Origin of the sequence: Kitasatospora sp. GP30, assembly GCF_029892145.1 — a bacterium.
GTDB classification, from domain to species: domain Bacteria; phylum Actinomycetota; class Actinomycetes; order Streptomycetales; family Streptomycetaceae; genus Kitasatospora; species Kitasatospora acidiphila.
On sequence record NZ_JARZAH010000006.1, the window covers coordinates 306,105 to 331,106 of the forward strand.

27 protein-coding genes and 1 pseudogene are annotated in these 25,002 nt (G+C 71.3%); 4 read left to right on the forward strand and 24 right to left on the reverse strand.

Features of this window, described 5'->3' with window-relative positions:
* Nucleotides 1-8: 8 nt before the first annotated feature.
* The 14 genes from P3T35_RS13010 to P3T35_RS13075 form a co-directional block, all read right to left on the reverse strand.
* Complete coding sequence (locus P3T35_RS13010) at nt 9-1,013, reverse strand: proline racemase family protein (protein ID WP_101379439.1); 1,005 nt, start codon at nt 1,011-1,013, stop codon at nt 9-11.
* Between the two features lie 55 nt (nt 1,014-1,068).
* Nucleotides 1,069-1,932 carry a dihydrodipicolinate synthase family protein gene (locus P3T35_RS13015; RefSeq protein WP_101384895.1) on the reverse strand — a complete coding sequence of 288 codons (864 nt, stop codon included), beginning with the start codon at nt 1,930-1,932 and terminating at the stop codon, nt 1,069-1,071.
* 175 nt (nt 1,933-2,107) lie between these two features.
* Complete coding sequence (locus P3T35_RS13020; RefSeq protein WP_101379440.1) at nt 2,108-3,541, reverse strand: FAD-dependent oxidoreductase; 1,434 nt, start codon at nt 3,539-3,541, stop codon at nt 2,108-2,110.
* Nucleotides 3,522-3,836, reverse strand: coding sequence for a (2Fe-2S)-binding protein (locus P3T35_RS13025; RefSeq protein WP_101379441.1), 315 nt, complete (start codon nt 3,834-3,836; stop codon nt 3,522-3,524). The genes P3T35_RS13020 and P3T35_RS13025 overlap by 20 nt, the downstream gene beginning before the upstream one ends.
* A 13-nt stretch (nt 3,837-3,849) precedes the next feature.
* A complete protein-coding gene (locus P3T35_RS13030) occupies nt 3,850-5,010 on the reverse strand; it encodes an FAD-dependent oxidoreductase (RefSeq protein ID WP_101379442.1) in 1,161 nt (386 codons plus the stop codon).
* Between the two features lie 128 nt (nt 5,011-5,138).
* A complete protein-coding gene (gene tatC / locus P3T35_RS13035; RefSeq protein ID WP_101379443.1) occupies nt 5,139-6,101 on the reverse strand; it encodes a twin-arginine translocase subunit TatC in 963 nt (320 codons plus the stop codon).
* A 70-nt stretch (nt 6,102-6,171) separates the two neighbouring features.
* Nucleotides 6,172-6,432 carry a twin-arginine translocase TatA/TatE family subunit gene (locus P3T35_RS13040; protein WP_101379444.1) on the reverse strand — a complete coding sequence of 87 codons (261 nt, stop codon included), beginning with the start codon at nt 6,430-6,432 and terminating at the stop codon, nt 6,172-6,174.
* Between the two features lie 126 nt (nt 6,433-6,558).
* On the reverse strand, nt 6,559-6,735 hold the full coding sequence (locus P3T35_RS13045; protein ID WP_180356361.1) for a hypothetical protein: 177 nt from the start codon (nt 6,733-6,735) through the stop codon (nt 6,559-6,561).
* A gap of 6 nt (nt 6,736-6,741) precedes the next feature.
* Nucleotides 6,742-6,993, reverse strand: coding sequence for a hypothetical protein (locus tag P3T35_RS13050; protein ID WP_101379445.1), 252 nt, complete (start codon nt 6,991-6,993; stop codon nt 6,742-6,744).
* Nucleotides 6,990-7,943 carry a WYL domain-containing protein gene (locus tag P3T35_RS13055; protein ID WP_101379446.1) on the reverse strand — a complete coding sequence of 318 codons (954 nt, stop codon included), beginning with the start codon at nt 7,941-7,943 and terminating at the stop codon, nt 6,990-6,992. Before P3T35_RS13055 ends, P3T35_RS13050 begins: the two co-directional genes overlap by 4 nt.
* Entirely contained in the window at nt 7,940-8,935 is a 996-nt protein-coding gene (locus tag P3T35_RS13060) for a WYL domain-containing protein (RefSeq protein ID WP_101379447.1), read from the reverse strand. Before P3T35_RS13060 ends, P3T35_RS13055 begins: the two co-directional genes overlap by 4 nt.
* Before the next feature lie 162 nt (nt 8,936-9,097).
* Complete coding sequence (locus P3T35_RS13065; protein WP_101379448.1) at nt 9,098-9,472, reverse strand: FKBP-type peptidyl-prolyl cis-trans isomerase; 375 nt, start codon at nt 9,470-9,472, stop codon at nt 9,098-9,100.
* Between the two features lie 149 nt (nt 9,473-9,621).
* A complete protein-coding gene (locus P3T35_RS13070) occupies nt 9,622-10,944 on the reverse strand; it encodes an FKBP-type peptidyl-prolyl cis-trans isomerase (RefSeq protein ID WP_101379449.1) in 1,323 nt (440 codons plus the stop codon).
* A gap of 154 nt (nt 10,945-11,098) precedes the next feature.
* Nucleotides 11,099-11,860: an FKBP-type peptidyl-prolyl cis-trans isomerase gene (locus P3T35_RS13075; RefSeq protein ID WP_280705962.1), complete on the reverse strand. Its 762-nt coding sequence runs from the start codon at nt 11,858-11,860 to the stop codon at nt 11,099-11,101.
* Here P3T35_RS13075 and P3T35_RS13080 point away from each other — a divergent pair.
* Nucleotides 11,850-12,119: a hypothetical protein gene (locus tag P3T35_RS13080; RefSeq protein WP_280705964.1), complete on the forward strand. Its 270-nt coding sequence runs from the start codon at nt 11,850-11,852 to the stop codon at nt 12,117-12,119. The genes P3T35_RS13075 and P3T35_RS13080 overlap by 11 nt on opposite strands.
* Before the next feature lie 69 nt (nt 12,120-12,188).
* Here P3T35_RS13080 and pafA read toward each other — a convergent pair whose 3' ends face one another.
* The 7 genes and pseudogenes from pafA to arc all read right to left on the reverse strand — a co-directional run bounded on the left by pafA (nt 12,189) and on the right by arc (nt 19,521).
* Complete coding sequence (pafA, locus tag P3T35_RS13085) at nt 12,189-13,550, reverse strand: Pup--protein ligase (protein ID WP_101379450.1); 1,362 nt, start codon at nt 13,548-13,550, stop codon at nt 12,189-12,191.
* Nucleotides 13,551-13,699: 149 nt separating this feature from the next.
* Nucleotides 13,700-14,458, reverse strand: a complete 759-nt coding sequence (prcA, locus tag P3T35_RS13090; RefSeq protein ID WP_101379451.1) for a proteasome subunit alpha — start codon at nt 14,456-14,458, stop codon at nt 13,700-13,702.
* Nucleotides 14,459-14,524: 66 nt separating this feature from the next.
* Nucleotides 14,525-15,367 carry a proteasome subunit beta gene (gene prcB, locus P3T35_RS13095; RefSeq protein ID WP_101379452.1) on the reverse strand — a complete coding sequence of 281 codons (843 nt, stop codon included), beginning with the start codon at nt 15,365-15,367 and terminating at the stop codon, nt 14,525-14,527.
* Nucleotides 15,368-15,387: 20 nt separating this feature from the next.
* Nucleotides 15,388-15,783 (reverse strand): annotated as a pseudogene (locus P3T35_RS13100) (endonuclease VII domain-containing protein); the annotation flags it as partial.
* 12 nt (nt 15,784-15,795) lie between these two features.
* Nucleotides 15,796-16,014 (reverse strand): ubiquitin-like protein Pup, encoded by a 219-nt coding sequence (locus P3T35_RS13105; RefSeq protein WP_101384897.1) that lies wholly within the window; start codon nt 16,012-16,014, stop codon nt 15,796-15,798.
* 105 nt (nt 16,015-16,119) lie between these two features.
* Nucleotides 16,120-17,631 carry a depupylase/deamidase Dop gene (dop, locus tag P3T35_RS13110; RefSeq protein WP_101379453.1) on the reverse strand — a complete coding sequence of 504 codons (1,512 nt, stop codon included), beginning with the start codon at nt 17,629-17,631 and terminating at the stop codon, nt 16,120-16,122.
* Nucleotides 17,632-17,754: 123 nt separating this feature from the next.
* A complete protein-coding gene (gene arc / locus P3T35_RS13115) occupies nt 17,755-19,521 on the reverse strand; it encodes a proteasome ATPase (RefSeq protein WP_101379454.1) in 1,767 nt (588 codons plus the stop codon).
* 223 nt (nt 19,522-19,744) lie between these two features.
* Between arc and P3T35_RS13120 the strand changes: the two genes are divergently transcribed.
* A complete protein-coding gene (locus P3T35_RS13120; RefSeq protein ID WP_101379455.1) occupies nt 19,745-20,047 on the forward strand; it encodes a ferredoxin in 303 nt (100 codons plus the stop codon).
* Between the two features lie 47 nt (nt 20,048-20,094).
* Here the strand turns inward: P3T35_RS13120 and P3T35_RS13125 are convergent, their stop codons facing one another.
* From P3T35_RS13125 to P3T35_RS13135, 3 genes are all read right to left on the reverse strand, one after another.
* A complete protein-coding gene (locus P3T35_RS13125; RefSeq protein WP_101379456.1) occupies nt 20,095-20,703 on the reverse strand; it encodes a hypothetical protein in 609 nt (202 codons plus the stop codon).
* Nucleotides 20,704-20,850: 147 nt separating this feature from the next.
* Entirely contained in the window at nt 20,851-21,807 is a 957-nt protein-coding gene (locus P3T35_RS13130) for a tRNA (adenine-N1)-methyltransferase (protein WP_101379457.1), read from the reverse strand.
* A gap of 49 nt (nt 21,808-21,856) precedes the next feature.
* On the reverse strand, nt 21,857-23,299 hold the full coding sequence (locus P3T35_RS13135; RefSeq protein WP_107503346.1) for a site-2 protease family protein: 1,443 nt from the start codon (nt 23,297-23,299) through the stop codon (nt 21,857-21,859).
* Between the two features lie 11 nt (nt 23,300-23,310).
* On the opposite strand from P3T35_RS13135, the gene P3T35_RS13140 reads away from it, so the two are divergent.
* Nucleotides 23,311-24,258, forward strand: coding sequence for a RecB family exonuclease (locus tag P3T35_RS13140; protein WP_101379458.1), 948 nt, complete (start codon nt 23,311-23,313; stop codon nt 24,256-24,258).
* On the forward strand, nt 24,259-24,930 hold the full coding sequence (locus tag P3T35_RS13145) for a response regulator transcription factor (RefSeq protein ID WP_101379459.1): 672 nt from the start codon (nt 24,259-24,261) through the stop codon (nt 24,928-24,930).
* The last annotated feature ends 72 nt before the right edge of the window (nt 24,931-25,002 follow it).

Below are 25,002 nucleotides of genomic sequence, written 5' to 3' on the forward strand. Positions count from 1 at the left end.
CTCGGCGGTCACAGCAGGAATCCTCCGGGGAACGGGTCGGTCGGGTCGAGGAAGTACTGCGCGGTGCCGGTGACCCAGGCCCGCCCGGTCACGGTGGGGATCACCGCGGGCCGGCCGGCCACCTCGGTCTCCTCGACCAGTTGGCCGATGAACCGGGTGCCGATGAAGGACTCGTTCAAGAAGTCCTGCCCCAGCGGGAGTTGACCGCGCGCATGCAGCTGGGCCATCCGGGCCGAGGTGCCGGTGCCGCACGGCGAGCGGTCGAACCAGCCGGGGTGGATGGCCATGGCGTGCCGCGAGTGCGCCGCGTCCGAGCCGGGAGCGGCGAGGTAGACGTGGTGCACGCTGTGGAAGGACGGTTCCAGCGGGTGCACCGGGCGCTGCTCGGAGGTGTTGATCGCGTCCATCAGGGCCAGTCCGGCCTGCAGGATCTCCTGCTTGCGCGCCCGCTCGAACGGCAGCCCGAACTCGGCCAGCGGCAGGATCGCGTAGAAGTTGCCGCCGAACGCCAGGTCGTACCCGACACTCCCCCAGCCGGGCACCTCGATCTTGCGGTCCAGTTCGACCGAGTACGAGGCCACGTTGCGGATGGTGACCGCGGTGGCGGCGCCGTTCTCCACCCGCACCTCGGCGGTGACCAGGCCGGCGGGGGTGTCCAGGCGCACGGTGGTGACCGGCTCGACCACCGGCACCATGCCGGTCTCCACCAGCACGGTGGCGACGCCGATGGTGCCGTGCCCGCACATCGGCAGCAGCCCGGAGACCTCGATGAACAGCACCCCGTAGTCCGCGTCGGGGCGGGTCGGCGGCTGCAGGATCGCACCGCTCATCGAGGCGTGGCCGCGCGGCTCGTACATCAGCAGGGTGCGGAACTGGTCCATGTGCTGCTGGAAGTGGACCCGGCGCTCGGCCATCGTGGCGCCGGATATCACCCCGAACCCGCCGGTGATCACCCGGGTGGGCATGCCCTCGGTGTGCGAGTCGACGGCGTGGAAGACATGGCGAGTACGCATGCTGACCCTTCGTCGGAGAACTCGGAAACTCGGGTAGTTCGGATGGCTCGAGCGGTCAGCGCAGCCCGTCGGCCAGCGCCTTCTCGGTGGCCGCGCGGACCGCCGTCTCGATGTCGCCGCTCAGCGGCGCGCGCGGAGCCCGAACCGGACCGCCGACGCGGCCCGCGATGTCCATCGAGAGCTTGATCGCCTGGACGAACTCGGTCTTGGAGTCCCACCGCAGCAGCGAGTGCAGCGCCCTGTAGAGGGGCAGCGCGGTGTCCAGGTCCTTGGCGACGGCGGCGCGGTAGAGCGCCGCGGTGGCCTGCGGCAGCGCGTTGGGGTAGCCGGCGATCCAGCCGACCGCGCCGGCCAGCGCCAGCTCCAGCAGCACGTCGTCGGCGCCGATCAGCAGGTCCAGGCCGGGGGCGAGTTCGGCGAGCTCGTACGCCCGGCGGACGTCGCCGCTGAACTCCTTGACGGCGACGATGTGGCCCGCCGCGTGCAGCTCGGCCAGCAGCGCGGGGACCAGGTCGACCTTGGTGTCGATCGGGTTGTTGTAGGCCACGATCGGCACGCCGGCCTTGGCCACCTCGGCGTAGTGGGCGCGCACCGCGGCGGCGTCGGCCCGGTAGGCGTTGGGCGGCAGCAGCAGCACCGAGCCGGCGCCGGCCTCGGCGGCCTGCTCGGCCCAGCGGCGGGACTCGGCACTGCCGTAGGCGGCGACGCCGGGCATCACCCTGGCGCCGTCACCGGCGGCCTCGACGGCGGTGGTGACGACGCGGGCGCGCTCCTCGGCGGTGAGCGTCTGGTACTCGCCGAGTGAGCCGTTGGGGACGACGCCGTCGCAGCCGTTGTCGATCAGCCAGCGGACGTGCTCGGCGTAGGCGTCGTAGTCGACGGACAGGTCCTCGCGCAGCGGCAGTGCGGTGGCGACCATGATGCCGCGCCAGGGGCGGGTGCGGTCGTGTGTGGGGTTGGTCACGAGAGCATCTCCTTGATGAGGTGTGACATTTTATAGAGTTGCCAGGACGCGCACAAGAGGGCACGTGGGGGCATGGCGGATCCTGACGGACGGACGCCCGACCAGAGCCCGGATCGAAGCAGAGCCCGGATCAGTCCTCCGGCAGCGCCGCGAGGTCGCCGAGCAGGACCGGGCAGGAGAGTGGACGGGAGTCGGCGACCGGCTCGGCCGTACCGGCCAGGCAGGCCACTGCCTGGGAGCACATCCGCCCCTGGCACCAGCCCATGCCGGCCCGGGTGAGGAGCTTGACGGTCCGGGCGTCGGTGGCGCCAAGCCGCTCGACCGCCTCGCCGATGGCCCCGGCGGTCACCTCCTCGCAGCGGCAGACCTCGGTCTCCGGGCGCAGCCAGTCGGACCAGCCGGGGCCCGGCCGGTGGGCGGCGGCCATCAGCTCGGCGAACGCGCGCAGTCGGCGGCGCTGGGAGAGCAGGGTGGTCGCCGGCGCTCGGCCGGCGATCGCCAGTGCGGCCAACTCACCTTCAGCCAGCGCGAGTTCGGCACCTCCGACGCCGCAGGTCTCGCCGGCCGCCCAGAGTCCGGGCACGCTGGTGAGCTGGCGGGCGTCGACCCGCAGCGCCACGGTGCCGTCCGGCACCACGCGGGTGGCGGCGCCCAGTTCGGTGGCGAGTTCCAGCTGCGGCACCAGGCCGTGGCCGATCGCCAGCGCGTCGCAGTCGATCCGCCGCTCGGTGCCGGGCAGCGGCCGCCAGTCGGCGTCCAGCCGGGCCACGGTCACCGCCTCGACCCTCCCCCAGCCTCCGTCCTGGGAGACCCCCATGCTGCCGTGCGCCTCGACGACGGCACTGGCGCGGCGCAGCCGCACCCGGTGCCGGGCCAGCGCCGCACCATGGGTGACGCCCTCCAGCAGCTTGGCGGGGGCGGCGGCGAGCACCTCGGGGCGGCGGGCGTAGCCGAGGTAGGTCGAGGCCTCGACGATCGCCGGCACCTCGGCCCCGGCGGCGGTGAGCGAGGCTGCGGCGGCCAGCAGCAGCGGGCCGCTGCCCGCCACCACGATCCGCCGTCCGGGCAGCACCAGGCCGGCCTTGAGCATCGCCTGCGCACCGCCGGCGGTGACCACCCCGGGCAGCGTCCAGCCGGGGAACGGCAGTTGGCGTTCATAGGCGCCGGTGGCCAGCAGCACGGCGGCGGCCCGCAGGGTGGCCCGGCCGCTTCCGTCGGCGCCGGTGGCGGCGTGCAGGCGCCAGGGCTCGCGCCGCTCCAGCAGGTGCACGTGGTGGTGCGGCAGGTAGTCGATCCGGCCGGCCTCCCGGTGGGCGGCGAGGCGGTCGGCGAGGTCGGCGAAGACCGGCCAGTGGTGGTGCAGCCGGTCGGGGCGGGCGGCCCGCAGGCCGGGGGCCGGGTGCCGGTAGTACTGGCCGCCGGGTCGGGCTCCGGCGTCGAGCAGCACGCAGCGCAATCCCTGGTCGGCGGCGGCCACCGCGCCGGCGAGTCCGGCCGGCCCGGCGCCGATCACGGCCAGGTCGTACGGGTCTCCGAGGCCGGCATCAGACGGCGAGGTCGGCATGGCCGTGGCCCTCCTGGGTGGTGACGATGTCGCCGGGCTCCGCCGGGAGCAGGCACGTGCGCTGGTTGGGGCGGCCGTTGACGGTGGCCAGGCAGTCGAAGCAGGCGCCGATCCCGCAGAACGCGCCGCGCGGCCGCCCGGAGATCCGGGTGCGGCGCCAGGCCACGATGCCCTCGGCCCAGAGTGCGGCGGCGATGGTCTGCCCGGGCAGCGCGGGGATCGGGCGGCCGTCGAACTCGATGGTGTGGGCGGGCTCGGGCTCGGCGGCGGCCAGCCTGGCGGGGGTTCGGCGCATGACGTCCTCGGGATCAGGCGAAGCGGTCGGGACGGAACGGGGCGGTGTCCACCGGTTCGGCGGTTGACAGGCGGCGGCCGGTCAGCTGCTCGGCGATCAGCAGGCCGGTGGCGGGGGCCAGCCCGATGCCGGCGCCTTCGTGGCCGCAGGCGTGCAGCAGCCCGGGCGCCCGGGGGTCGGCGCCGATCGCCGGCAGGTGGTCCGGCAGGTAGGGGCGGAAGCCCCGGTAGGCGCGCAGCACCCGGACGTCGGTCAGGAAGGGGAAGAGCGCCGCCGCCTGCCGGGCGAGCCGGCCCACGGCCGGAACCGAGAGGGTGCGGTCGAAGCCGACCCGCTCCCGGCTGGCCCCGATCAGCACGGTGCCGGACGGGGTGCCCTCGACCACGCCGGAGCTCTGCAGCGCGGCCGAGCCGCTCGCCACGTCGGCCACGTAGTCGGCGGCGTAGACCTTGTGCCGCACCACCTTGGGCAGCGGCTCGGTGACCAGCACGAAGCCGCGCCTGGGCAGCACCGGCAGCTCGACGCCGGCCAGCCGGGCGATCTGCCCGCCCCAGGTACCGGCCGCGTTGACCACCGCGCCGGCGGCCAGCTCGCGGCGCCCGGTGCGCACCCCGCGCACCGCGCCGCCGGGCCCGGTGAGCAGGGCGGTGACCCGCTCGTCCAGGTGCAGGGCGGCGCCTGCCCGGACGGCGGCGCGCAGCAGGTGGGCGGCGGCGAGGGCCGGCTGCACCTGGGCGTCCTCGGGGTAGTGGAAGCCGCCGGCCATCCCGGGGGCCAGGTGCGGTTCGTACTCGGGCAGGCGGTCGGCGCTGACCTCGTGGGCGGTCACTCCGGCGGCGCGCTGTTTGGCGGCGAAGGCGGCCAGGGCCTGCTGCCCGGCCGGGTCGGCGGCCACCACCAGCCCGCCCTTGGGCTCGTACTCGAAGGCCTCGCCGAGTTCGGCGGCGAGCTCGCGCCAGAGCAGTGCGGAGAACTTGGCGAGCTCCAGCTCCGGGCCGGGCTCCTTGTCGGAGAGCAGCAGATTGCCCTCCCCCGCCCCGGTGGTCCCCCCTGCCACCGGGCCGCGGTCGACGACGGCGACCGAGAGCCCGGCACGGGCGGCGTAGAACGCGCAGGCGGCACCGACGACACCGGCGCCGATCACCACGACGTCGTGGGTTGGTCTTGTGGGCACGTCAGTAATATGTCACATGGCGAACCGCCTGCCAAGACCCTGCCAAACGCCTCCTCGAAGATCCCCGCACAAACACCGGTGCCCCGGCCGCCGCAGCGACCGGGGCACCGTCAGGCACCGCCGACATCTCAGGTGACGTCGTCGTCCACATGCCCCCAGCTCTCCGCCGGACGGGCGGGCGCCGCCGAGGCCAGCGGGGCCGAGGAGGCGAGCTCAGCGGTGGAGGCGCCGACCGCCTCGGCGCCCGCCACCGCCGCCACCGACAGGTCCACGTGCGAGGCTTCCTCGTCGGACAGGTCGGCATCCGGGTTGTTGCGGCGCCGGCGCCGGTCGTTGAGCAGCGAGAAGCCGACCGCCACGAAGTACAGCACCCAGATCGGCGAGGCCAGGGCCAGCATGCTGACCGGGTCGGCGCTCGGCGTGGCGACGGCCGCGAAGACCGTGATGGCCATCACCATGCCGCGCCACCAGCCCAGCATCCGCTTGCCGGAGAGCACCCCGGCCAGGTTGAGCATCACCAGCATCAGCGGGAACTCGAAGGCCAGGCCGAAGACCAGCAGCATCCGGGTGGCGATGTTGAGGTAGTTCTCCACCGGCATGATCTGCTGCGCCCCGATCGGGGTGAACGAGCCGAGCACCTCCAGGGTGGTCGGCATCAGCAGGTAGGCGCAGGTGACGCCGCCGAGGAAGAGCGGCGTGCCGAGCCCCAGGAAGGTCAGCGAGTAGCGCTTCTCGTGCTTGTGCAGGCCCGGCGCCACGAACGCCCACACCTGGTAGAGCCAGATCGGCACCGCCGCCACCAGACCCGCCAGCAGGCAGACCTTGAGGGTGAGGTTGAACGGCTGGGTGACACCGATCACCGCCACCTGCGCGCAGTGCTTCATCCCCGGTTTGGGCTGCCCGTTCGGCAGGCAGGCGGGCAGCGGGTTCATCAGGAAGTGCAGCAGCCGGTCCTTGAAGAACGCCGCCGCGATGGTGCAGACCACCACCGCGAGCACCGCCTTGACCAGCCGGTTCCGCAGTTCGCGCAGATGATCGCCGAGGGACATCCGTCCGTCGGCGGTCTTCGGCGGCTTGGGAGACTTGCTCAACCCCGATCCTCAGAGCTCGTTGCGGCGCGGCCCGCCGGTCGGCGGCCACGGGTCCATCGGTTGAGCGCGGTCAGCGCTCGCCGCCGACGGATGGCTCGGCGACCGGCCGGGCGGTGGCGGTGTCACCGGGCGCGGCCTTGACGATCCGGGCCGGCTCGGCGTCCGCGGTGGGGCTCGCCTCCCGGGTGTACTCCTCGCGCAGCGCCGCGGTCTCGGCCTTGAGGATGCGCATGGACCGCCCGGCGGACCGGGCGAGGTCGGGCAGCCGCTTGGCGCCGAAGAAGATCGCCGCCATCGCGATGATGATGAGGAATCCCAGGACCCTGCCCATACGCGACTACCTACTTCCGGACGAGAGCTGCACCGAGGCCACAGGAGAGCCTAACCCGCGCGCCACGGCGGCAGGAGACCCCCGGTGGCCACCAGCAGGTGAAGTCATGGGGTTCCCGGCTGCCGTTTACCGCGTGCCGGCGGCCGCCGAGACCTCCTCGGCAGCGCCGGCCAGCGCCCGCGAGGCCGTGTCGACCTGCCGGGCCAGCCCCCGCACGTCCACCCACACCCGCATCGCGAGCACCCCCAGCACCAGCAGCCCAGCGGTGGCCAGGCCGACCACCGCCAGCAGGACCCAGGTCATGTTCCGTCACCTCTCGATCGGCACGAGCCGCATCGTCGACACTCCGGCGCCGGTGAGCGCCTCGACGATCTTCTCTCCGGCCGTCTTGCGCACCGCGGCGCCGCACTCCGGACAGGTGAAGCTGTAGAAGGTGCGCTCCTTGGTGGCGCCCAGCGCCAGCCGGAACGCGGCCGCCGGCAGCTCCACCTTCTCCCGGCACTGCGAGCAGTAGACCTTGAACCGGGTGGCTGGTTCGCCCGCCTCGTCGTCCTCGGTCACTCGGCGGCCTCGTAGCCCGCCAGCGCCGCCCGGGCCGCCGCACGCGCCTGCTCGGCCAGCGGCGCGGGCAGCACGATCCGCCCGTCCGCACCGAGCCGCAGCGCCAGGGTGCGCAGGCCGGACGGGTCGGAGCTGCGCAGGGTGATCCGCAGCCCGCCGTCGGGGAGCTCCTCGGCCAGGTCGTGGGTGTAGTACTCGGCCACCCAGCGTCCGCCGGGGCCGACCTCCACCACCACCTCGGGGTCGTCCGCGGCCGGGTTCACCAGGCCCTGGGAGAGGTCGCGCGGCTCCAGCCGGGGCGGGTCGGCGGGCTCGTCCAGCACCTTGATCTCGGCCACCCGGTCCAGCCGGAACAGCCGGCGGTCCTCCGAGGTGCGGCACCAGCCGTCCAGGTAGGTGTGGCCCTCGGTGAGCAGCCGGATCGGGTCCACCTCGCGCTCGGTCATGCCACCGCGCCCGTGCGAGTAGTAGCGCAGCCAGATCCGCCGGCCCTCGCTGAGCGCCCGGTCGATGTCGGCGAAGACCTGGCCCTCGGCCTCGAAGGTCACCCCGACCCGGGCGCTGCCCTCGGCGCTCTCCCCCGCCGCGTTCTCGATCTTGGCGACCGCACGGGTGAGCGCCTGCCGGTCGCGGTCCCGCAGGCCGGGCAGCGAGGCCACGGCGCGGGCGGCGACCAGCAGCGCGGTGGCCTCGTCGGCGGCCAGCCGCAGCGGCTGGGCCACGTCGTCGACGTTGTGCCACCAGATCCGCTCGCCGTCGGTGTCGATGTCCAGCAGGTCGCCGCCGCGGAAGCTGGTGCCGCACATCGGCAGCACATTGAGGTCGGCGATCAGCTCGCGCTCGCTGATCCCGAACGCCCTGGCCACCTCGGCGACTTCGGCACCCGGCCGCTCGCGCAGATAGGTGACCAGCGAGAGCATCCGCCGGGTCTGGTCGATCGCGTTACTCATGCCCGCTCACCCTCCACGGCGAATCCCTCAACGCCGAGTCCGGCTACCGCGCGCAGCCGCTCGATCAGCTCGGCGCGCAGCTCCTGCGGCGCCAGCACCACCACATCCGGACCGTACTCGGACAGATCGGCGGCCAGCCCGCGCCCGTACGGAATCTCCAACTCGTCCCAGTCGGCGTCGACTTGACGCTCCGCCAGGGCCTTGGCGCGCAGCGGGTAGGCGGACCCGCGGCGCAGCTTCACGGTGGCCGTGGCGGTCGCGCCCTCACCGGCGAACCGGGCCACGGTGGCGCGCACGTCCACGTGCTCGGGCACCGGCGCGGTGAACGCGCCCTGCCGGGAGCGCACCTTGCCCGCGATCCGGCTCAGCCGGAACACCCGGGAGGCGCCGCGGTCCCGGTCCCAGCCGGCCAGGTACCAGTGGCCGCGCCAGCACTCCAGCGCCCAGGGCTCCACCGAGCGCGGCTCCACCACCGCGGCGCCCGCCTTGCGGTAGTCGAAGCTCACCGGCCGCCGGTCCCGCGCCGCCAGCAGCAGCGGCTCGAACGCGGCCTCCCGCACCGGGATGTAGGGCTCCAGCGCGGTGCCCGCCGACGCCTCGGTGAACGGCACTCCGGCGGCCCGCAGCTTCTGCAGCGCGCCACTGGCCGCGCCGGACAGCCGGGCCTGCTGCCAGACCCTGGCGGCCAGGCTCAGCGCGGCCGCCTCCTCGGCGTCGAGCGCGATCTCCGGCAGCCGGTTGCGGTCCGGGCGGGCCAGGTAGCCGGCCTCCCCGTCCAGGGTGTTCTCGTCGACGTCGATCACCAGCCCGAGCTCGCGCAGGTCGTCCTTGTCCCGCTCGAACATGCGGTTGAAGGCGTCCTCGCTGCCCTGGGCCCAGGCCTCCCGGTAGGCCTCGATGGACTCCCGCAGCTCCCGCTTGGAGAGCGGACGTCTGGTGTTCATCAGGCACAGGGCGAGATTCATCAGCCGCTCTGCCTTGGCGATCGCCATCGCTGACCCTTCATAGTCGTCCCATACCGGGTGAGCCCGGCGGCCTCGACCGTACCGGTAGCGGGACCCGCGGCGAAAGCCGAGGCGGCGGCGCCGGGCTCGCACCCGTCACCGCCGCCCCTGGACCGGTCAGCAACCGGTCGGATCGTCAGACCGAAATGGTCAGACGTTGATCAGGTCGACCACGAAGATCAGGGTCGAACCCGCCGGGATCAGCGGGCTCGGCGACTGGTTGCCGTAGGCCTTGTGGGCCGGGATGACCAGCTTGCGGCGGCCACCGACCTTCATGCCGACGACGCCCTCGTCCCAGCCCTTGATGACCCGGCCGGCGCCCAGCGGGAACTTGAAGGTCGAGCCGCGGTTCCAGGAGGCGTCGAACTCCTCACCGGTCTCGAAGGTCACGCCGGCGTAGTGCACCTCGACCATCATGCCGGGCTTGGCCTCGGCACCGGTGCCCACCTCGATGTCGGTGATCTCCAGCTCGGCCGGGGCCGGGCCCTCGGGGAAGTCGATCTCCGGCTTCGTCTTCTGGCTCACAACTGCCTCATCTCATCGTCTCAACAACAACAGGACGGCGGACCGCCGCAGGTAAGGCTCCCTCGGGAACCACCGTACGGCTGTCCGCCGCCCACGTTGATCAGGCCCGGCCACAGGTCGCCCCGAACGGCCGGTCAGCCCCTATCTTGTCACCCCTGGGCCGGCTGGCCGATCCCGGCGTCCAGGATGTCCACCACGAACACCAGCGAGGCGTTGGCCGGGATGTTGCTGCCCTGCGGCGGGTTCGCGCCGTAGGCCTGGGCCGCCGGGATCTCCAACTCGATCCGGCTGCCGACGTTCTGGCCCGCCACGCCCTTGTCCCAGCCCTGGATCACGTTGCCGCCGCCGACCACGAAGCTGAAGGCGGTCTTCTTGTCCAGCGAGGAGTCGAACTCCTTGCCGTCCTTCAGGGTCACGCCGGTGTACTGCACGAGCGCCAGCTCGCCGTTCTCCACCTTGGGGCCCTTGCCCTGGATCAGCACCGAGGTCTTCAGATCGCTCGGGTCGGCCGGGTTCGCCGGCGGGGTGATCGTGTCGGCCTTGCCGTCGCCGTTCACCTTGACCGCCGCGAAGTCGGCCGGCGGCGGCGTCACGTCGCCGCTCACCCGGGCACCCGGCGAGTTGGCCCGCTGGATGTCGACGATGATCACCATGTCGTCCTTGGGCCCCACGCCCATCTTCTGGTTGCCCTGGTCGCCGAAGCCCGCCGCCGGCGGGGCCACCACCAGCACCCGGGTGCCCGCCTTCTGGCCGACCACCGCGGAGTCCAGCGCCGGGATCAGGTTGCCCAGGCCCGCCTGGAACAGCTGCGGCTTGCCCTGGTCCTGGTCGTAGGAGCCCGGGATGTCCTTGCCGGTCGTCCAGTCCTTGGCGGTGTAGGTGGCCGAGACCCAGTCGCCCTTGCCCACCTTGGCGCCGTCGCCCTGGATCAGCGGCTTCACCACGAAGGAGCCGTCCGAGTGCTGCGACGGCAGCGCGATGTCCGCCTTCTTGCCGAAGTCACCGGAGACCTGCGGGAGCACCTTGGCGTCCGTCTTGATCGGCGGCACCGGGGTCTTGGACGGGGTCTGGGACGGCTGGCTGGTCGCGCTGTCCGCGGCCGTGCTCTTGCTGTCGCTGCCGCTGTTCACCACGTAGAGGCCGATGCCGCTGCCGACCAGCAGCACGGCCAGCACCACGCCGAGCACCACACCCAGCTTGCCGCCGCTGCCCACGTTCTCGTAGTCGGCCTCGGAGGTCTGCTGCTTGCGCACCGTCGACGCGAAGACCTGCGGCTCGGCCGACTTCGCGGACGCCGGGCCCGGCACGTCCGTTCCCGGCTCCGACCAGCCCGCCTGCTGGGCGAGAATCGCCGGCGGAACCACGATCGACTCGCGCCCCGCGGTCGATGTCCCCGGGCCGGAGACCACCGGGTCGGCGAGCGGCCCGCTCGCGCTGTCGGCCTCGGTCGGGTCCGACGGATTCTCAGCCATTTCTCCCCATCCTCGCCTTTTGGATCACTGGACGCTGTGCGAATCGCCAGCAGTATGGCAGCTTGCCATGAAGGCGGGCACTCACCAGGTGTTCATGACACACCAGGAGCACCCGCCCGCGTGACAGCCGGCGCACCACGGTGGACGTCCGCGGCTACACAGCTTCCAGGATGTCGATCACGAAGACCAGGGTCGAGTTCGCAGGGATACCGTTCTGTGCCTGTCCGCCGTAGCCCAGCGACGGCGGGATCACCAGCTCCACCCGGCTCCCCACCGGCTGGCCCACCAGGCCCTTGTCCCACCCGGCGATCACACTGCCGGTGCCGATCTGCAGCACCTGCGCCCCGCCGTGGCTCCACGAGGAGTCGAACTGCTGGCCGTTGCTCCACAGCACCCCGGTGTACTGCAGCACCAGCGACTGGCCCGCCTGCACCGGCTTGCCATCACCCTTGATCAGCACATTGGTCTGCAGATCCGACGGCGCCGGCGTGTTCGGCGGAATCGTGATCGTGGGCGCGGCCTTGCCGTTGTCCTTCACCTGCGGCTGGTTCGCCGGTGGCTGGGTCATCGTCCCCGTCACCACCGAGTCCTGCGGCACCGTCTGCAGGATGTCCAGCGCGAACACCACGGTGTCGTCCTTGCCCACCCCCAGCTGCTGGTTGGTGGTGCTGCCGAACGCGGCCGACGGCGGCGCCACCACCAGCACCCGGCTGCCCACCTTCTTGCCCACCACGGTCTGGTCGAACGCCGGCACCAGCTGGCCGATCCCGGCCTGGTACAGCTGCGGCTTCGCCCCCGCGTCGTAGGAGCCCTGCACGTCCTTGCCCGACGTCCAGTCCTTCGCCGTGTAACTGACCGTCACCCAGTCGCCCCGGTTCACCGTCGGCCCGTCGCCCTCGACCGCGGTGGTCACCACGAACTGGCCGGTCGGCTGCCCCGGCGGCAGCGTGATCGTCGCTTTGCTGCCCACCGGCCCGCTCACCGTCGGCATCGGGGACGCCGACCCCACCGGAGTCGGCACCGACGGCGTCGATGACGTCGGCACCGGCGACGGCCCGCTCTTCACGGGCGAACTGCTGCTGCACGCGGCCAGCAGCAGCATCGGCAGGAGAACGAGCAACCCGGCTCTGCGGCGCACGGCGACCTCACTGTCAGTCACATTTACGGATCAGTAAACGTGACCAGACTAAAGCCGGCGCGCCCCGACCTCGGGGAGGACGGGGCACGCCGGCCGGAGAAAGGGCTCACATTCCCGCGATCAGCTTCTCCACCCGCTCGTCCACCGACCGGAACGGGTCCTTGCACAGCACCGTCCGCTGCGCCTGGTCGTTGAGCTTCAGGTGCACCCAGTCCACCGTGAAATCACGGCGCTGCTCCTGTGCCCGGCGGATGAAGTCGCCGCGCAGCCGGGCCCGGGTGGTCTGCGGCGGCACCGACTTCGCCTCGAAGACCTTCAGGTCGGTGGTCACCCGCTTGGCCTGGCCCTTGTTCTGCATCAGGTAGAAGAGCCCGCGGCGGCGGTGGATGTCGTGGTACGCCAGGTCGATCTGCGCGACCCGCGGGTTCGACATGCTCATCTGGTGCTTCTCCCGGTACCGCTCGATCAGCTGGTACTTCATGATCCAGTCGATCTCGGTCCCGGCCTTGGACAGGTCCTCGGTGCGCACCGCCTCCAGCGTGCGGCCCCACAGCTCCAGCACCCGGCCCACCGTGCCCTCGTTCAGGCCCTTGCGGTCGGCGAACTCCAGCGCCTTCGCGTAGTACTCCTCCTGGATCTCCAGCGCGCTCGCCTCCCGGCCGTTGGCCAGGCGCACCTGGTGACGGCCCGTCAGGTCGTGGCTCACCTCGCGGATCGCCCGGATCGGGTTCTCCAGCGTCAGATCGCGCATCACCACCCCGGCCTCGATCAGCCGCAGCACCAGGTCGGTCGCGCCCACCTTCAGCAGCGTGGTGGTCTCCGACATGTTGGAGTCACCGACGATCACGTGCAGCCGGCGGTAGCGCTCGGCATCCGCGTGCGGCTCGTCCCTGGTGTTGATGATCGGACGGGACCGGGTGGTAGCCGAGCTGACGCCCTCCCAGATGTGCTCCGCCCGCTGGCTCACGCAGAACACCGCGCCACGCGGGGTCTGCAGCACCTTGCCCGCGCCGCAGATCAGCTGGCGGGTCACCAGGAACGGAATCAGCACGTCCGCCAGCCGGGAGAACTCACCGTGCCGCGCCACCAGGTAGTTCTCGTGGCAGCCGTAGGAGTTGCCGGCCGAGTCGGTGTTGTTCTTGAACAGGTAGACGTCCCCGGCGATGCCCTCCTCGTGCAGCCGCCGCTCGGCATCCACCAGCAGACCCTCCAGGATCCGCTCGCCGGCCTTGTCATGCGTCACCAGCTCGACGACGTCATCACACTCCGGAGTGGCGTACTCCGGGTGCGAACCGACGTCCAGATACAGGCGAGCGCCATTGCGCAGGAACACATTGCTGCTGCGGCCCCAGGAAACTACGCGGCGGAAGAGGTACCTGGCCACCTCGTCCGGAGACAGACGCCGTTGTCCCCGGAACGTACACGTGACGCCGTACTCGTTCTCCAGCCCGAAAATTCGGCGGTCCATGCAGGGACTTTACGCTTCCGAAGGCCTTCTGAAACCGTTTCCGCCACGCCAATCGAATCACGATCCGACGGATGCCGAAATCAGTCGAACAAACGGGCGCGGCGGTGGGGTGCGGCACGCTCGGCACCGCACCCCACCGCCGCCCGGGTCTACTCGTCCTCGGACGACTCCGGCTCCGCCTGGTCAGCCTCCGCCGCGGCGCCCGGGTCCTGGCTCAGCAGCCGGCCCAGCTGCGGACCCAGGATCCGCTTGAACTTGCGCTGCTGCGGGCGCACCCGGTCCAGCACCGCGACCTCCAGTTGCTCCGGGGTCAGCGACCTCGGCGTGCCGCCGTTCGGATCCCGGGCCAGCGACTCCACGGCCACTTTCAGCGCCTCGGCCAGACTCATGCCCACCTGGTGGCGCTGCCCCAGGTAGTTCCCGATCGAGTCGGCGTTGCCACCGACCACCACCGAGTTCTGCTCGTCCACCACCGAGCCGTCCGGGGTGAGCCGGTAGATCTGGTCGTCGTCGGCGGTCTGGCCGACCTCGGCGACGATCAGCTCCACCTCGTACGGCTTCTCACCGACCGAGGAGAAGATGGTGCCCAGCGTCTGGGCGTAGACATTGGCCAGGCCACGGGCCGTCACATCGGCCCGGTCGTAGGAGTATCCGCGCAGATCGGCGTAGCGCACCCCGCCGATCCGCAGGTTCTCGAACTCGTTGTAGCGGCCGACCGCCGCGAACGCGATCTTGTCGTAGATCTCGGACACCTTGTGCAGCGCCCGGGAGGTGTTCTCGGCCACGAAGGCGATGCCGTCGGCGTAGGTGAGCACCACCACGCTGCGGCCGCGCGCGATGCCCTTGCGGGCGTACTCCGCGCGATCCGCCATGGCCTGCTGGGGCGAGACGTAGAACGGTGTGGACACCGGCGGTCGTCCCTTCTGGTTCGGGCTCCCTCGACCCTGCTGCGGGCACCGGGGAGCGGTGGCGGATTACTGGAGCGGGGCCTGCGGGCCGTCGGGGCGGGTGCGGCGCTCATCGGTGACCGACACCGCGATCCGCGCCACCTCCTCCTCGGAGAGCCTGCGCAGGCCCTCGTCGGTGATCACGTAGACGATCGGGAAGATCTTGCGGGCCAGGTCCGGGCCGCCGGTGGCGGAGTCGTCGTCGGCCGCGTCGTAGAGCGCCTGGATCACCAGGACGCCGGCCTGATCGGCCGTCAGTTCCGGGCTGTAGAGCTTCTTCAGCGAGCCGCGGGCGAAGACCGAGCCCGAGCCCGTGGCGGCGAAACCGCGCTCCTCGGAGCGGCCGCCGGTGACGTCGTAGGTGAAGATCCGGCCGCGCCCGAGGTCCAGGTCGTAGCCGGCGAACATCGGCACCACGGCCAGGCCCTGCATCGCCATGCCCAGGTTGCCCCGGATCATCGTGGTCAGCCGGTTGGCCTTGCCCTCCAGGGAGAGGGTGGTGCCCTCGATCTTCTCGTAGTGCTCCAGCTCCAACTGGAACAGGCGCACCATCTCGACGGCCAGGCCCGCGGTGCCGGCGATGCCGACCGCGCTGTACTCGTCGGCCGGGAACACCTTCTCGATGTCGCGCTGGGCGATCACATTGCCCATGGTGGCGCGGCGGTCACCGGCGATCACCACACCGCCGTCGAAGACCGCGGCGACGATGGTGGTGCCGTGCGGCGCCTCGAGGGTCAGCCCCTCGGGGAGCTTGCGCCGCCCGGGGAGGAGCTCGGGCGAGTGCTCAGCCAGGAACTCCATGAAGGAGGAATGTCCGGGGGTGAGGAAGGCAGCCGGTAGACGCCCGGTGCCACGAATGTTGGCTTCCACACGATTCCTTCCAGGTAGTCGGCAGCCCGCCGGAGCGCGTCGGGCCGATCCCTCATCTGCCCCAGCGCCGCGTCGCACGCGAAACAGAGGATGCCACGGACCCTACCCGTTTCGTGGTCGTGATCCACATGCTCAGCTCGACTGTCCTGACAGATCGGACAGAGGTGGCACTGATCCCGGAGCATTGCCTGAAGGCGCGCCTCGGAGAGGCCGTGATTCCTCGCGAAATGCCTGCGCCGGTTGTCGACCCCCCGGCAGGCCTTGCAGTAGGCGGCACAGCCGGCGCCGGCCGCAACAGCCCGCGCTGCAGGCGCGCGACAGCGCGCCTGCAGCCCGTTCCATCGGGGCCGATTCCTCGCGGAATCAGCGGCGGGCAGTGTCCGCTTGCATTTCGAGCAATGCGCCTCGGAATGCAGCTCGGATGCTGATTACTCTCCGCCCTTTTGAACGAAGCCCCGAACGAAATCCTCTGCGTTCGACTCGAGTACTTCGTCGATTTCGTCCAGTACCGCGTCCACGTCGTCGCTCAGCTTGTCCTGGCGCTCCTGGAGCTCGTCGGACTGCTGGACGTCTGCGGTCTGCTCTTCGGTCTCCTCGGTGGCGCGGTTGGCCCGCTGCTGACCGCCGCCGGTGTCCTTGGTCGCCATGCCCCTCACCCCTTTGCATCGTCGGTCGGTAGTACTGGTGGAACGTCCGGGCCCCACCAGGATGATTCCCCGTCAGCCGATATTTCACTCAAGGTAGCGGATCACTCACCCACCGGAGAGGACCCGGACCAGGTCCTCGGCGGTGCGGCAGCGGTCCAGCAGGTCCTTGACGTGGGCACGGGTGCCGCGCAGTGGCTCCAGGGTGGGCACGCGCTGCAGCGAGTCACGGCCGGGCAGGTCGAAGATCACCGAGTCCCAGGAGGCCGCCGCGACGTGCTCCGCGTACTGCTCCAGGCAGCGGCCGCGGAAGTAGGCCCGGGTGTCGTCCGGCGGCTCGTGGACGGCGCGCAGCACCTCGTCCTCGGTCACCAGGCGCTCGAACCGGCCGCGCGCGACGAGCCGGTTGTAGAGCCCCTTCTCCGCCCGTACATCGCTGTACTGCAGGTCGACCAGGTGCAGCCGGGGGTTGTCCCAGTCGAGCCCGTCGCGCTGCCGGTAGCCCTCCAGCAGCTCCCGCTTGGCGATCCAGTCGAGTTGCTTGGACAGGCTCATCGGGTCGCGCTCCAGCCGGGAGAGCACGTCCTCCCAGCGGATCAGTACGTCCTTGGTCTGCTCGTCGGCGTCGTGGCCGTAGCGGTCCTCGACGAACTTGCGGGCCAGCTCGTAGTACTCCATCTGGAGCTGGACGGCGGTGAGCTTGCGGCCGTTGCGCAGCGTGATGAGGTACTGCAGCGAGGGGTCGTGGGAGACCCGGTGCAGGGTGCGGACCGGCTGGTCGACGGCGAGGTCGACGGCGACGAAGCCGGCCTCGATCATGGCGAGCACCAGCGAGGTGGTGCCGAGTTTGAGGTAGGTGGAGATTTCCGAGAGGTTGGCGTCGCCGATGATGACGTGCAGCCGGCGGTACTTCTCGGCGTCGGCGTGCGGCTCGTCGCGGGTGTTGATGATGGGCCGCTTGAGGGTGGTTTCGAGGCCCACCTCGACCTCGAAGTAGTCGGCGCGCTGGCTGATCTGGAAGCCGTGGGCGGCGCCGTCCTGGCCGATGCCGACCCGGCCCGCGCCGGTGACGACCTGGCGCGAGACGAAGAACGGGGTGAGGTGGCGGACGATGTCGGCGAACGGGGTGGCCCGCTGCATCAGGTAGTTCTCGTGGGTGCCGTAGGAGGCGCCCTTGTTGTCGGTGTTGTTCTTGTAGAGGTGGATGGTCTGCCCGTTGGGCAGTTCGAGGGCGCGGGCAGCCGCCTCGGCCATGATCCGCTCGCCGGCCTTGTCCCAGAGCACTGCGTCGCGCGGGTTGGTGACCTCGGGCGAGCTGTACTCGGGGTGGGCGTGGTCGACGTAGAAGCGGGCGCCGTTGGTGAGGATGATGTTGGCGAGGCCGATGTCCTCGTCGGTCAGCTGGCTGGCGTCCGCGACTTCGCGGGCGAGGTCGAACCCGCGTGCGTCGCGCAGCGGGTTCTCCTCCTCGAAGTCCCAGCGGGCGCGGCGCGCCCGGTGCATCGCCGCCGCGTAGGCGTTGACGATCTGGGACGAGGTGAGCATGGCGTTGGCATTGGGGTGGCCGGGTACGGAGATGCCGTACTCGGTCTCGATGCCCATCACGCGCCTTACGGTCATCCGGCCCTCCTTGCCCGGTGCTGCCCGTCGCCCCGCCGGGTGGCGGGGCTCCGACGTCCCTGGGGTGGCACCGCGGCTGACGGAGCGTCGGGGCCGTCAGCCGCGGTTGGTGCGGGCGGCGGGTTAGAGGTACTGCCCGGTGTTCGCCACGGTGTCGATGGAACGGCCGGACTCGGCGCCCTGCTTGCCGGTGACCAGGGTGCGGATGAAGACGATCCGCTCGCCCTTCTTGCCGGAGATCCGGGCCCAGTCGTCCGGGTTGGTGGTGTTGGGCAGGTCCTCGTTCTCCTTGAACTCGTCCACGCAGGCGGCGAGCAGGTGGGAGACGCGCAGGCCGCGCTGCCCGTGGTCGAGGAAGTCCTTGATCGCCATCTTCTTGGCCCGGTCCACGATGTTCTGGATCATGGCGCCGGAGTTGAAGTCCTTGAAGTAGAGGACTTCCTTGTCACCGTTGGCGTAGGTGACCTCCAGGAAGCGGTTCTCCTCGGTCTCGCCGTACATCCGCTCCACCACCGACTGGATCATGGCGACGACGGTGGCGTCCAGCGAGCCGTCGTGCTCCTTGAGGTCGTCGGGGTGGAACGGCAGCGAGTTCTTCAGGTACTTGGAGAAGATGTCCTTGGCGGCCTCGGCGTCCGGGCGCTCGATCTTGATCTTGACGTCGAGACGTCCGGGCCGCAGGATCGCCGGGTCGATCATGTCCTCGCGGTTGGAGGCGCCGATCACGATGACGTTCTCCAGGCCCTCGACACCGTCGATCTCGGCGAGCAGCTGGGGGACGATGGTGTTCTCCACGTCCGAGCTGACGCCGGAGCCGCGGGTACGGAAGAGCGACTCCATCTCGTCGAAGAAGACGATGACCGGGGTGCCCTCGCTGGCCTTCTCGCGCGCCCGCTGGAAGACCAGGCGGATCTGCCGCTCGGTCTCGCCGACGTACTTGTTGAGCAGCTCGGGGCCCTTGATATTGAGGAAGTAGCTCTTGCCCTGCGGCTGCCCGGTGACCTCGGCGACCTTCTTGGCGAGCGAGTTGGCCACCGCCTTGGCGATCAGCGTCTTGCCGCAGCCGGGCGGGCCGTAGAGCAGCACGCCCTTGGGCGGGCGCAGCTCGTACTCCTTGAAGAGGTCGGCGTGCAGGTAGGGCAGCTCGACCGCGTCGCGGATCTGCTCGATCTGGGTGCCGAGGCCGCCGATCTGCCGGTAGTCGATGTCCGGGACCTCTTCGAGGACGAGCTCCTCGACCTCGGCCTTGGGCACGACCTCGTAGACGTGGCCGGAGCGGGGCTCCATCAGCAGGGCGTCGCCGGGGCGCAGCGTGATCCCGCGCAGCGGCTCGGCGAGCCGCACCACCCGCTCCTCGTCGGTGTGCCCGGTGACCAGCGCGCGTTCGCCGTCCTCCAGTACCTCCTTGAGGGTGACCAGCTCGCCGACGGATTCGAACTCGAAGGCGTCGACGACGTTCAGCGCCTCGTTGAGCAGCACTTCCTGGCCGCGCTGGAGGTCGTCCAGGTCGATGGTGGGGCTGACGTTGACGCGGAGCTTGCGGCCCCCGGTGAAGATGTCGGCGGTGCCGTCCTCGTTCTTGGTGAAGAAGGTGCCGAATCCGGCGGGGGGCTGGGCGAGCCGGTCGACTTCCTCCTTGAGGGCCACGATCTGGTCGCGGGCCTCGCGCAGGGTGGCGACGAGCCGCTCGTTCTGGGCGGTCACTCCGGCCAGGTTGGTCTGGAGCTCGACGATGCGGTCCTCGAGGACCCTCGAAGAGCGCGGGGCTTCGGCCAGCTTGCGACGCAGCACGGCGATCTCCTGCTCCAGGTACGAGACCTGTGCGGCCTCGTCGGAACCACGGGCGGGCTTTCCGGCACTGCGGTTGTAGTCGTCATCGTGGGCTGCCACGGTCCTCACCTCCTCCGGGGAGCGGGATGCTTCCAGACCCTACCTGTACCAGGGGTCGTGTAAACCCCTAGATCAAGAAAGACGGAAGGGGTGTGTCCGATCTTCACCCGAGTGTGCTTCCCCTCTGGCAGAGGGATACCCACCGCACACGCTCGGAAAGCGGCCGGGAGGTAGGGTCGAGCGAGTCAATACCCGATCGTGACCGTTGTGTAGGCAGGAACCGATGTCAGTGACCAGTGGGGCGGATGCCGCCGAGCCGCTTGAGGTGTGGATCGATCAGGACCTGTGCACCGGTGACGGTATCTGTGTGCAGTACGCGCCCGAGGTCTTCGAGCTGGACATCGACGGGCTGGCCTATGTGAAGGGCGAGGACGACGAGTTGCGCCAGCAGCCGGGCGAGACGGCGCCGGTCCCGCTGACGCTGCTTCAGGACATCGTGGACTCGGCGCGGGAGTGCCCGGGCGACTGCATCCACGTGCGGCGGGTGTCGGACCGGGTGGAGGTGTACGGCCCGGACGCCGACTAGCGTCCGGCGCCGTTCGACTGCTGACTGATCGTCAGGACTGCGTCGGGTCAGGTGGTGGCGGAAGGGACGCTGTGCTCGGTGCGGGTGAAGCCGGCGCCGTGCCGGGTCCAGTCGAGTTCCACGCTGAGGTCCGGGCAGCAACGCGGTACGTCGGCGCTGGAGTAGCCGCGGGCCTGGGCGGTGATGGTGCCGTCGGCGCGCAGGGCGAGCCGGGTGACGGTGTAGTCCTGGTGCCAGTCGAGCAGGACGTCGTGCACCTGGGGGGTGCCGCCGGGGCCGGCGGTGATGACGAAGACGCCGTCGGGGGCGGCACCGGCGCCGGCCGCGCAGTGGGCGGCGGCGATGGTGGCGGGGGTGCCGTCGCCGAGGTCGGCAGCGAAGCTGAGGGTGACGGTGGTGGGCAGCGGTCCGCAGTCGAGCGGCAGGGCTGCCTTGGCGGCGTCGGGGGCGGCGGTCGCGGGCAGGGGCTTGGGGGTGCCGCTGCCGGCGGCGGGAGCGGCGGCCGCGGCGCCCGGGTGCGCGCTGGGGGCGGCGGCCATGGTGCCGGTCGCCAGGGCGGCGCAGCCGGCCGCGACCGCGAGCCAGCGCCAGGGACCGGAGCGGGCGGCCGGCCCGGACTGGGAGGTGTGGTTCACGACGTCCGCTGCGTTGGGCAAAAGGGGTCCCCTCCACCGGCCGGAGTGTCTGCGTGTGGGGAGCATAGTCGCACATCAGTGGCAGTGCGTACGAATGCGACTCGCACGGACTTGGACACGCTGAAGGCCCATCGGATTCCGATGGGCCTTCAGGTGAACTGGCGGGGTTCAGTCCTGGTCGATGACCGGGGTGGCGGCCTTGGCGGCGGCCCGGGCGGCGGCGCGCTCGGCCAGGTTGAGCTTCGGCTTGTCGTTGTCGAAGTCCTCGCCGTAGGCGCCCTTGGCGGGGCGGCGCTGGCGCATCGGCGGCTCGACGCCGTCGGCGAGCCGGCGGGCGGTGAGCAGGAAGCCGGTGTGGCCGATCATGCGGTGGTCGGGCCGGACCGCGAGGCCTTCGAGGTGCCAGGTGCGGACCATGGTCTCCCAGGCCTGCGGCTCGTTGAAGGCGCCGTGCTCGCGCAGGGCCTCGACGGTGCGCGACAGCTGCGTGGTGGTGGCCACGTAGCAGCAGATCAGACCGCCGGGGACGAGCGCCTTGGCGGCGACGTCGAGGCACTCCCAGGGGGCCAGCATGTCGAGGATGACCCGGTCGACGTCGGTCTCGACCAGGTTGTCCTGGAGGTCGCCGACGGTGAGCTTCCAGGCCGGGTGCGGGCCGCCGAAGTAGCGCTCGACGTTGCCCCGGGCGATGTCCGCGAAGTCCTGGCGGCGCTCGTAGGAGGCGAGCAGGCCGGTGTCGCCGACGGCGCGCAGCAGGTAGGTCGAGAGCGCGCCGGAGCCGACGCCGGCCTCGACCACCCGGGCGCCGGCGAAGATGTCGGCCATGGCCAGGATCTGCCCCGCGTCCTTGGGGTAGATGACGGCCGCACCGCGCGGCATGGACAGGACGTAGTCGGGGAGCAGGGGTCGCAGCGCGAGGTAGGGCACGTTTCCCGTGGTGCGAACGACGGTGCCCTCGGGGGCGCCGATCAGTTCGTCGTGCGGGAACGCACCCTTGTGGGTGTGGTAGTTCTTCCCGGCTTCGAGCGTGAACGTGTAGTGACGGCCCTTGGGGTCGGTCAGCTGAACCTGGTCCCCGACCTTGAATGGCCCCCGCCTGCGGGTGGCACCGGTCGGTTCGGACATGCGGACAATCCTATAGCGAACCGGGTGCCGTCCCGGACCACTGCCATGGTCAGCGGCGGCTGAGCACGGCGCTGAGCCGGCGCTCCACGTCGGCGACGGCCAGCACCCCGTAGACGCCGCCGTCCGGGTTGACCACCAGGTACTCGCTGGCGGGGGTGGTCCGCAGGGCGGCGAGCAGCTGCTCGCCGTCCAGGTCGACGGCGAGCCGCAGGCCGGGCTCCAGGGTGCGGGCCAGGGCCCCGGCGGCCACCCAGGGGCGGCGGTGTTCCGGCACCTGGAGCACGGCCGCCTCCTTGACCAGGGCGATCGGGTCGCCGTGGCCGTCGCTGATCACCACGGCGCCGGCCTGGGCCTCGCGGGCCCGGCGCAGCGCCTCGCCGAGCGGGGTGTCGGCGGTGACCTGGACGGCGCGCCGGGTGAGGTCCCGCACGCCCAGCCGGGGCAGCGCCTCCTTGAGCCGGGCGTTGCGGACCGCGGTGCCGGCGCCGCTCCAGATCACCACGGCGAGGACCGCGGCCAGGCTGGTGTTCAGCAGTGACTCGCCGGTGCCGGGCCGGCTGCCGTGCTGGGAGTTGCCCCAGAGCGGCAGGCCGAAGAGCACCACCAGGGCGAGGACCCGGCCGCTCCAGGCGGCGGCGACGGTGCCGGTCATCGGCCGCCCGGTGACGCCCCACACCACGGCGCGCAGCATCCGGCCGCCGTCCAGCGGCAGGCCGGGCAGCAGGTTGAAGACGGCGACCACCAGGTTGGCCACGGTGAGGCCGGCGAGCAGCACCCCCGGCACGGTGTCGAACCGGACCAGGCCGGTGAGCAGCCAGCAGATGCCGCCGATGGCCAGCGAGAGCAGCGGGCCGACGAAGGCGAGCCAGAACTCCCGGCCGGGGGTCTCGGCCTCCTTCTCGATCTCGGAGACGCCGCCGAAGAACTGCAGCTGGATCCTGCGGACGCCGAGCCGGTAGCGCAGGGCGACCAGGGTGTGGGCGAGCTCGTGGATCAGCACGGAGCCGTAGAAGGCGACGGCGAAGGAGAAGGCGATCAGGTAGCGGGTGTAGCCGAGGTCGGGGAGGACGTCGGCGAGCTGCCGGCCGAACAGCCAGGTGATCAGCGCGGCGATCAGGAACCAGGACGGGCCGACGTAGATCGGGACGCCGAACGGCCGGCCCATCAGGATGCCGCCACCGGGCCGGTGGCCCTGTCCGGGGCCGCCCGGGCCGCCAGGCCGGTGGTCGTGTCCGGGGTCGCCGGGCTGCCGCGGTGGCTCCTGGGAGGTCTGCTGCCCCGTGGTGTCGCTCACCATGGCCCCTTCACCGGTCGTGTGGTCCCCGCTGGGTTCCGTCTTGTCGGCCACTCTGCTCCCGAACGCTACGTGCCGTACTCGAACGCTACGTGATGGCGTCGAGGGATGTCGGAGACCCCCTGCCGAAGTCCTACCCAGTTCCGGCGTCAGCCTCGCTGTGAGCGGGCTGTGAGCCGGATGGCAGCCGGACCCCATAGGGTCGGGGCATGCAGCAGACCGACACCGCCCGTCCGGCCCTCCCGCCGAGCGGGCTGTCCCCGTCGCGTGCCGGGGACTTCCTGACCTGCCCGCTGCTCTACCGGCTGCGGGTGATCGACCGCCTGCCGGAGCCGCCGAGCGCGGCGGCGACGCGCGGGACCTTGGTGCACGCCGTGCTGGAGCGGCTCTTCGACCACCCGGCGGTGGAGCGCACCCCTGACCGGGCGCTGTCGCTGCTGCGCCCGCAGTGGGAACGCCTGCTGGGTGAACGCCCGGAGCTGGCCGGGCTGTTCCCGGCGGCCGCGGCGAACCCCGAGAACCTGGACGCCGACGGTCCGGACGCCGAGAACCTGGACGCCGAGGCGCTGGACGCCGAGGGTCTGGACGGCGAGGCGCTGGCCCGCTGGCTGACGGACGCCGAGAAGCTGCTGGGCCAGTGGTTCCGGCTGGAGGACCCGACCCGGCTGGAGCCGGTGGAGCGGGAGCTCTACGTGGAGACCGTGCTGGACTCGGGACTGAAGCTGCGCGGCTACATCGACCGGGTGGACGTGGCGCCCACCGGTGAGGTGCGGCTGGTGGACTACAAGACCGGCCGGGCGCCCTCGCGGGACTTCGAGGGCAAGGCGATGTTCCAGATGAAGTTCTACGCCCTGGTGGTGTGGCGCTGGAAGGGCGTGATCCCGAAGCGGCTGCAGCTGGTGTACCTGGGCGGTGCCGGGGAGGTGGTGACCTACGACCCGGACGAGGCGGATCTGCGCTCGATGGAGCGCAAGCTGCTGGCACTGTGGGAGGCGATCTGCCGGGCGGTGGCCACCGGCGAGTTCCCGGCCACCCGCAACCGGCTGTGCGATTGGTGCGACCATCAGAAGAGCTGCCCGGAGTTCGGGGGGACTCCGCCGCCGTACCCGCTCCCCCTGCAGAAGACCGTGACGAGCATGTCGAGCAAGGAGTCTTAGGTGACGATCCGAGTGCTGCTGGTCGACGACCAGCCGCTGCTGCGCACCGGTTTCCGGATGATCCTGGAGGCGGAGAGCGATCTGGTGGTGGTGGGCGAGGCCGGCGACGGCCAGCAGGCGCTGGAGCAAGTGCGGGCGCTGCAGCCGGACGTGGTGCTGATGGACATCCGGATGCCGCGAATGGACGGCGTGGAGGCGACCCGCCGGATCGCCGGCCCCGGGCGGGACGGTCCGGTGAAGGTGCTGGTGCTGACCACCTTCGACCTGGACGAGTACGTGGTGGAGGCGCTGCGGGCCGGAGCCAGCGGCTTCCTGCTGAAGGACGTACCGGCCGAGGAGCTGGTGCAGGCGATCCGGGTGGTGGCGGACGGCGCGGCGATGCTGGCGCCGTCGATCACCCGCCGGCTGCTGGACATGTACGCCACCAGGCTGCCGTCCGGGGACGAGGCGCCCTCCCCCGCGCTCGGCGCGCTGACCGAACGGGAGATGGAGGTGCTGCGGCTGGTCGCCAAGGGGCTGTCCAACGCGGAGATCGCCGCCGAGCTGTTCGTCTCCGAGACCACGGTGAAGACCCATGTCGGGCACGTGCTCACCAAGTTGGGGCTGCGGGACCGGGTGCAGGCGGCGGTGTTCGCCTATGAGAGCGGGCTGGTGCGGCCGGGCGCGATGTGATCCCGCGAGGCCGTGTCGAGGGTCCGTCCGGGCATCCGGACGGACCCTCTTGCTACCGGGCCCGCTGCCGAC

Bases quoted from the DNA above. Each gene is read 5' to 3' on its own strand.
- P3T35_RS13010 (WP_101379439.1), bottom strand. From the start codon at position 1,013: ATGCGTACTCGCCATGTCTTCCACGCCGTCGACTCGCACACCGAGGGC.
- P3T35_RS13015 (WP_101384895.1), bottom strand. From the start codon at position 1,932: ATGGTCGCCACCGCACTGCCGCTGCGCGAGGACCTGTCCGTCGACTAC.
- P3T35_RS13020 (WP_101379440.1), bottom strand. From the start codon at position 3,541: ATGCCGACCTCGCCGTCTGATGCCGGCCTCGGAGACCCGTACGACCTG.
- P3T35_RS13025 (WP_101379441.1), bottom strand. From the start codon at position 3,836: ATGCGCCGAACCCCCGCCAGGCTGGCCGCCGCCGAGCCCGAGCCCGCC.
- P3T35_RS13040 (WP_101379444.1), bottom strand. From the start codon at position 6,432: ATGGGCAGGGTCCTGGGATTCCTCATCATCATCGCGATGGCGGCGATC.
- P3T35_RS13045 (WP_180356361.1), bottom strand. From the start codon at position 6,735: ATGACCTGGGTCCTGCTGGCGGTGGTCGGCCTGGCCACCGCTGGGCTG.
- P3T35_RS13055 (WP_101379446.1), bottom strand. From the start codon at position 7,943: ATGAGTAACGCGATCGACCAGACCCGGCGGATGCTCTCGCTGGTCACC.
- P3T35_RS13060 (WP_101379447.1), bottom strand. From the start codon at position 8,935: ATGGCGATCGCCAAGGCAGAGCGGCTGATGAATCTCGCCCTGTGCCTG.
- P3T35_RS13070 (WP_101379449.1), bottom strand. From the start codon at position 10,944: ATGGCTGAGAATCCGTCGGACCCGACCGAGGCCGACAGCGCGAGCGGG.
- pafA (WP_101379450.1), bottom strand. From the start codon at position 13,550: ATGGACCGCCGAATTTTCGGGCTGGAGAACGAGTACGGCGTCACGTGT.
- P3T35_RS13105 (WP_101384897.1), bottom strand. From the start codon at position 16,014: ATGGCGACCAAGGACACCGGCGGCGGTCAGCAGCGGGCCAACCGCGCC.
- dop (WP_101379453.1), bottom strand. From the start codon at position 17,631: ATGACCGTAAGGCGCGTGATGGGCATCGAGACCGAGTACGGCATCTCC.
- P3T35_RS13120 (WP_101379455.1), top strand. From the start codon at position 19,745: ATGTCAGTGACCAGTGGGGCGGATGCCGCCGAGCCGCTTGAGGTGTGG.
- P3T35_RS13130 (WP_101379457.1), bottom strand. From the start codon at position 21,807: ATGTCCGAACCGACCGGTGCCACCCGCAGGCGGGGGCCATTCAAGGTC.
- P3T35_RS13135 (WP_107503346.1), bottom strand. From the start codon at position 23,299: ATGGGGTCCGGCTGCCATCCGGCTCACAGCCCGCTCACAGCGAGGCTG.
- P3T35_RS13140 (WP_101379458.1), top strand. From the start codon at position 23,311: ATGCAGCAGACCGACACCGCCCGTCCGGCCCTCCCGCCGAGCGGGCTG.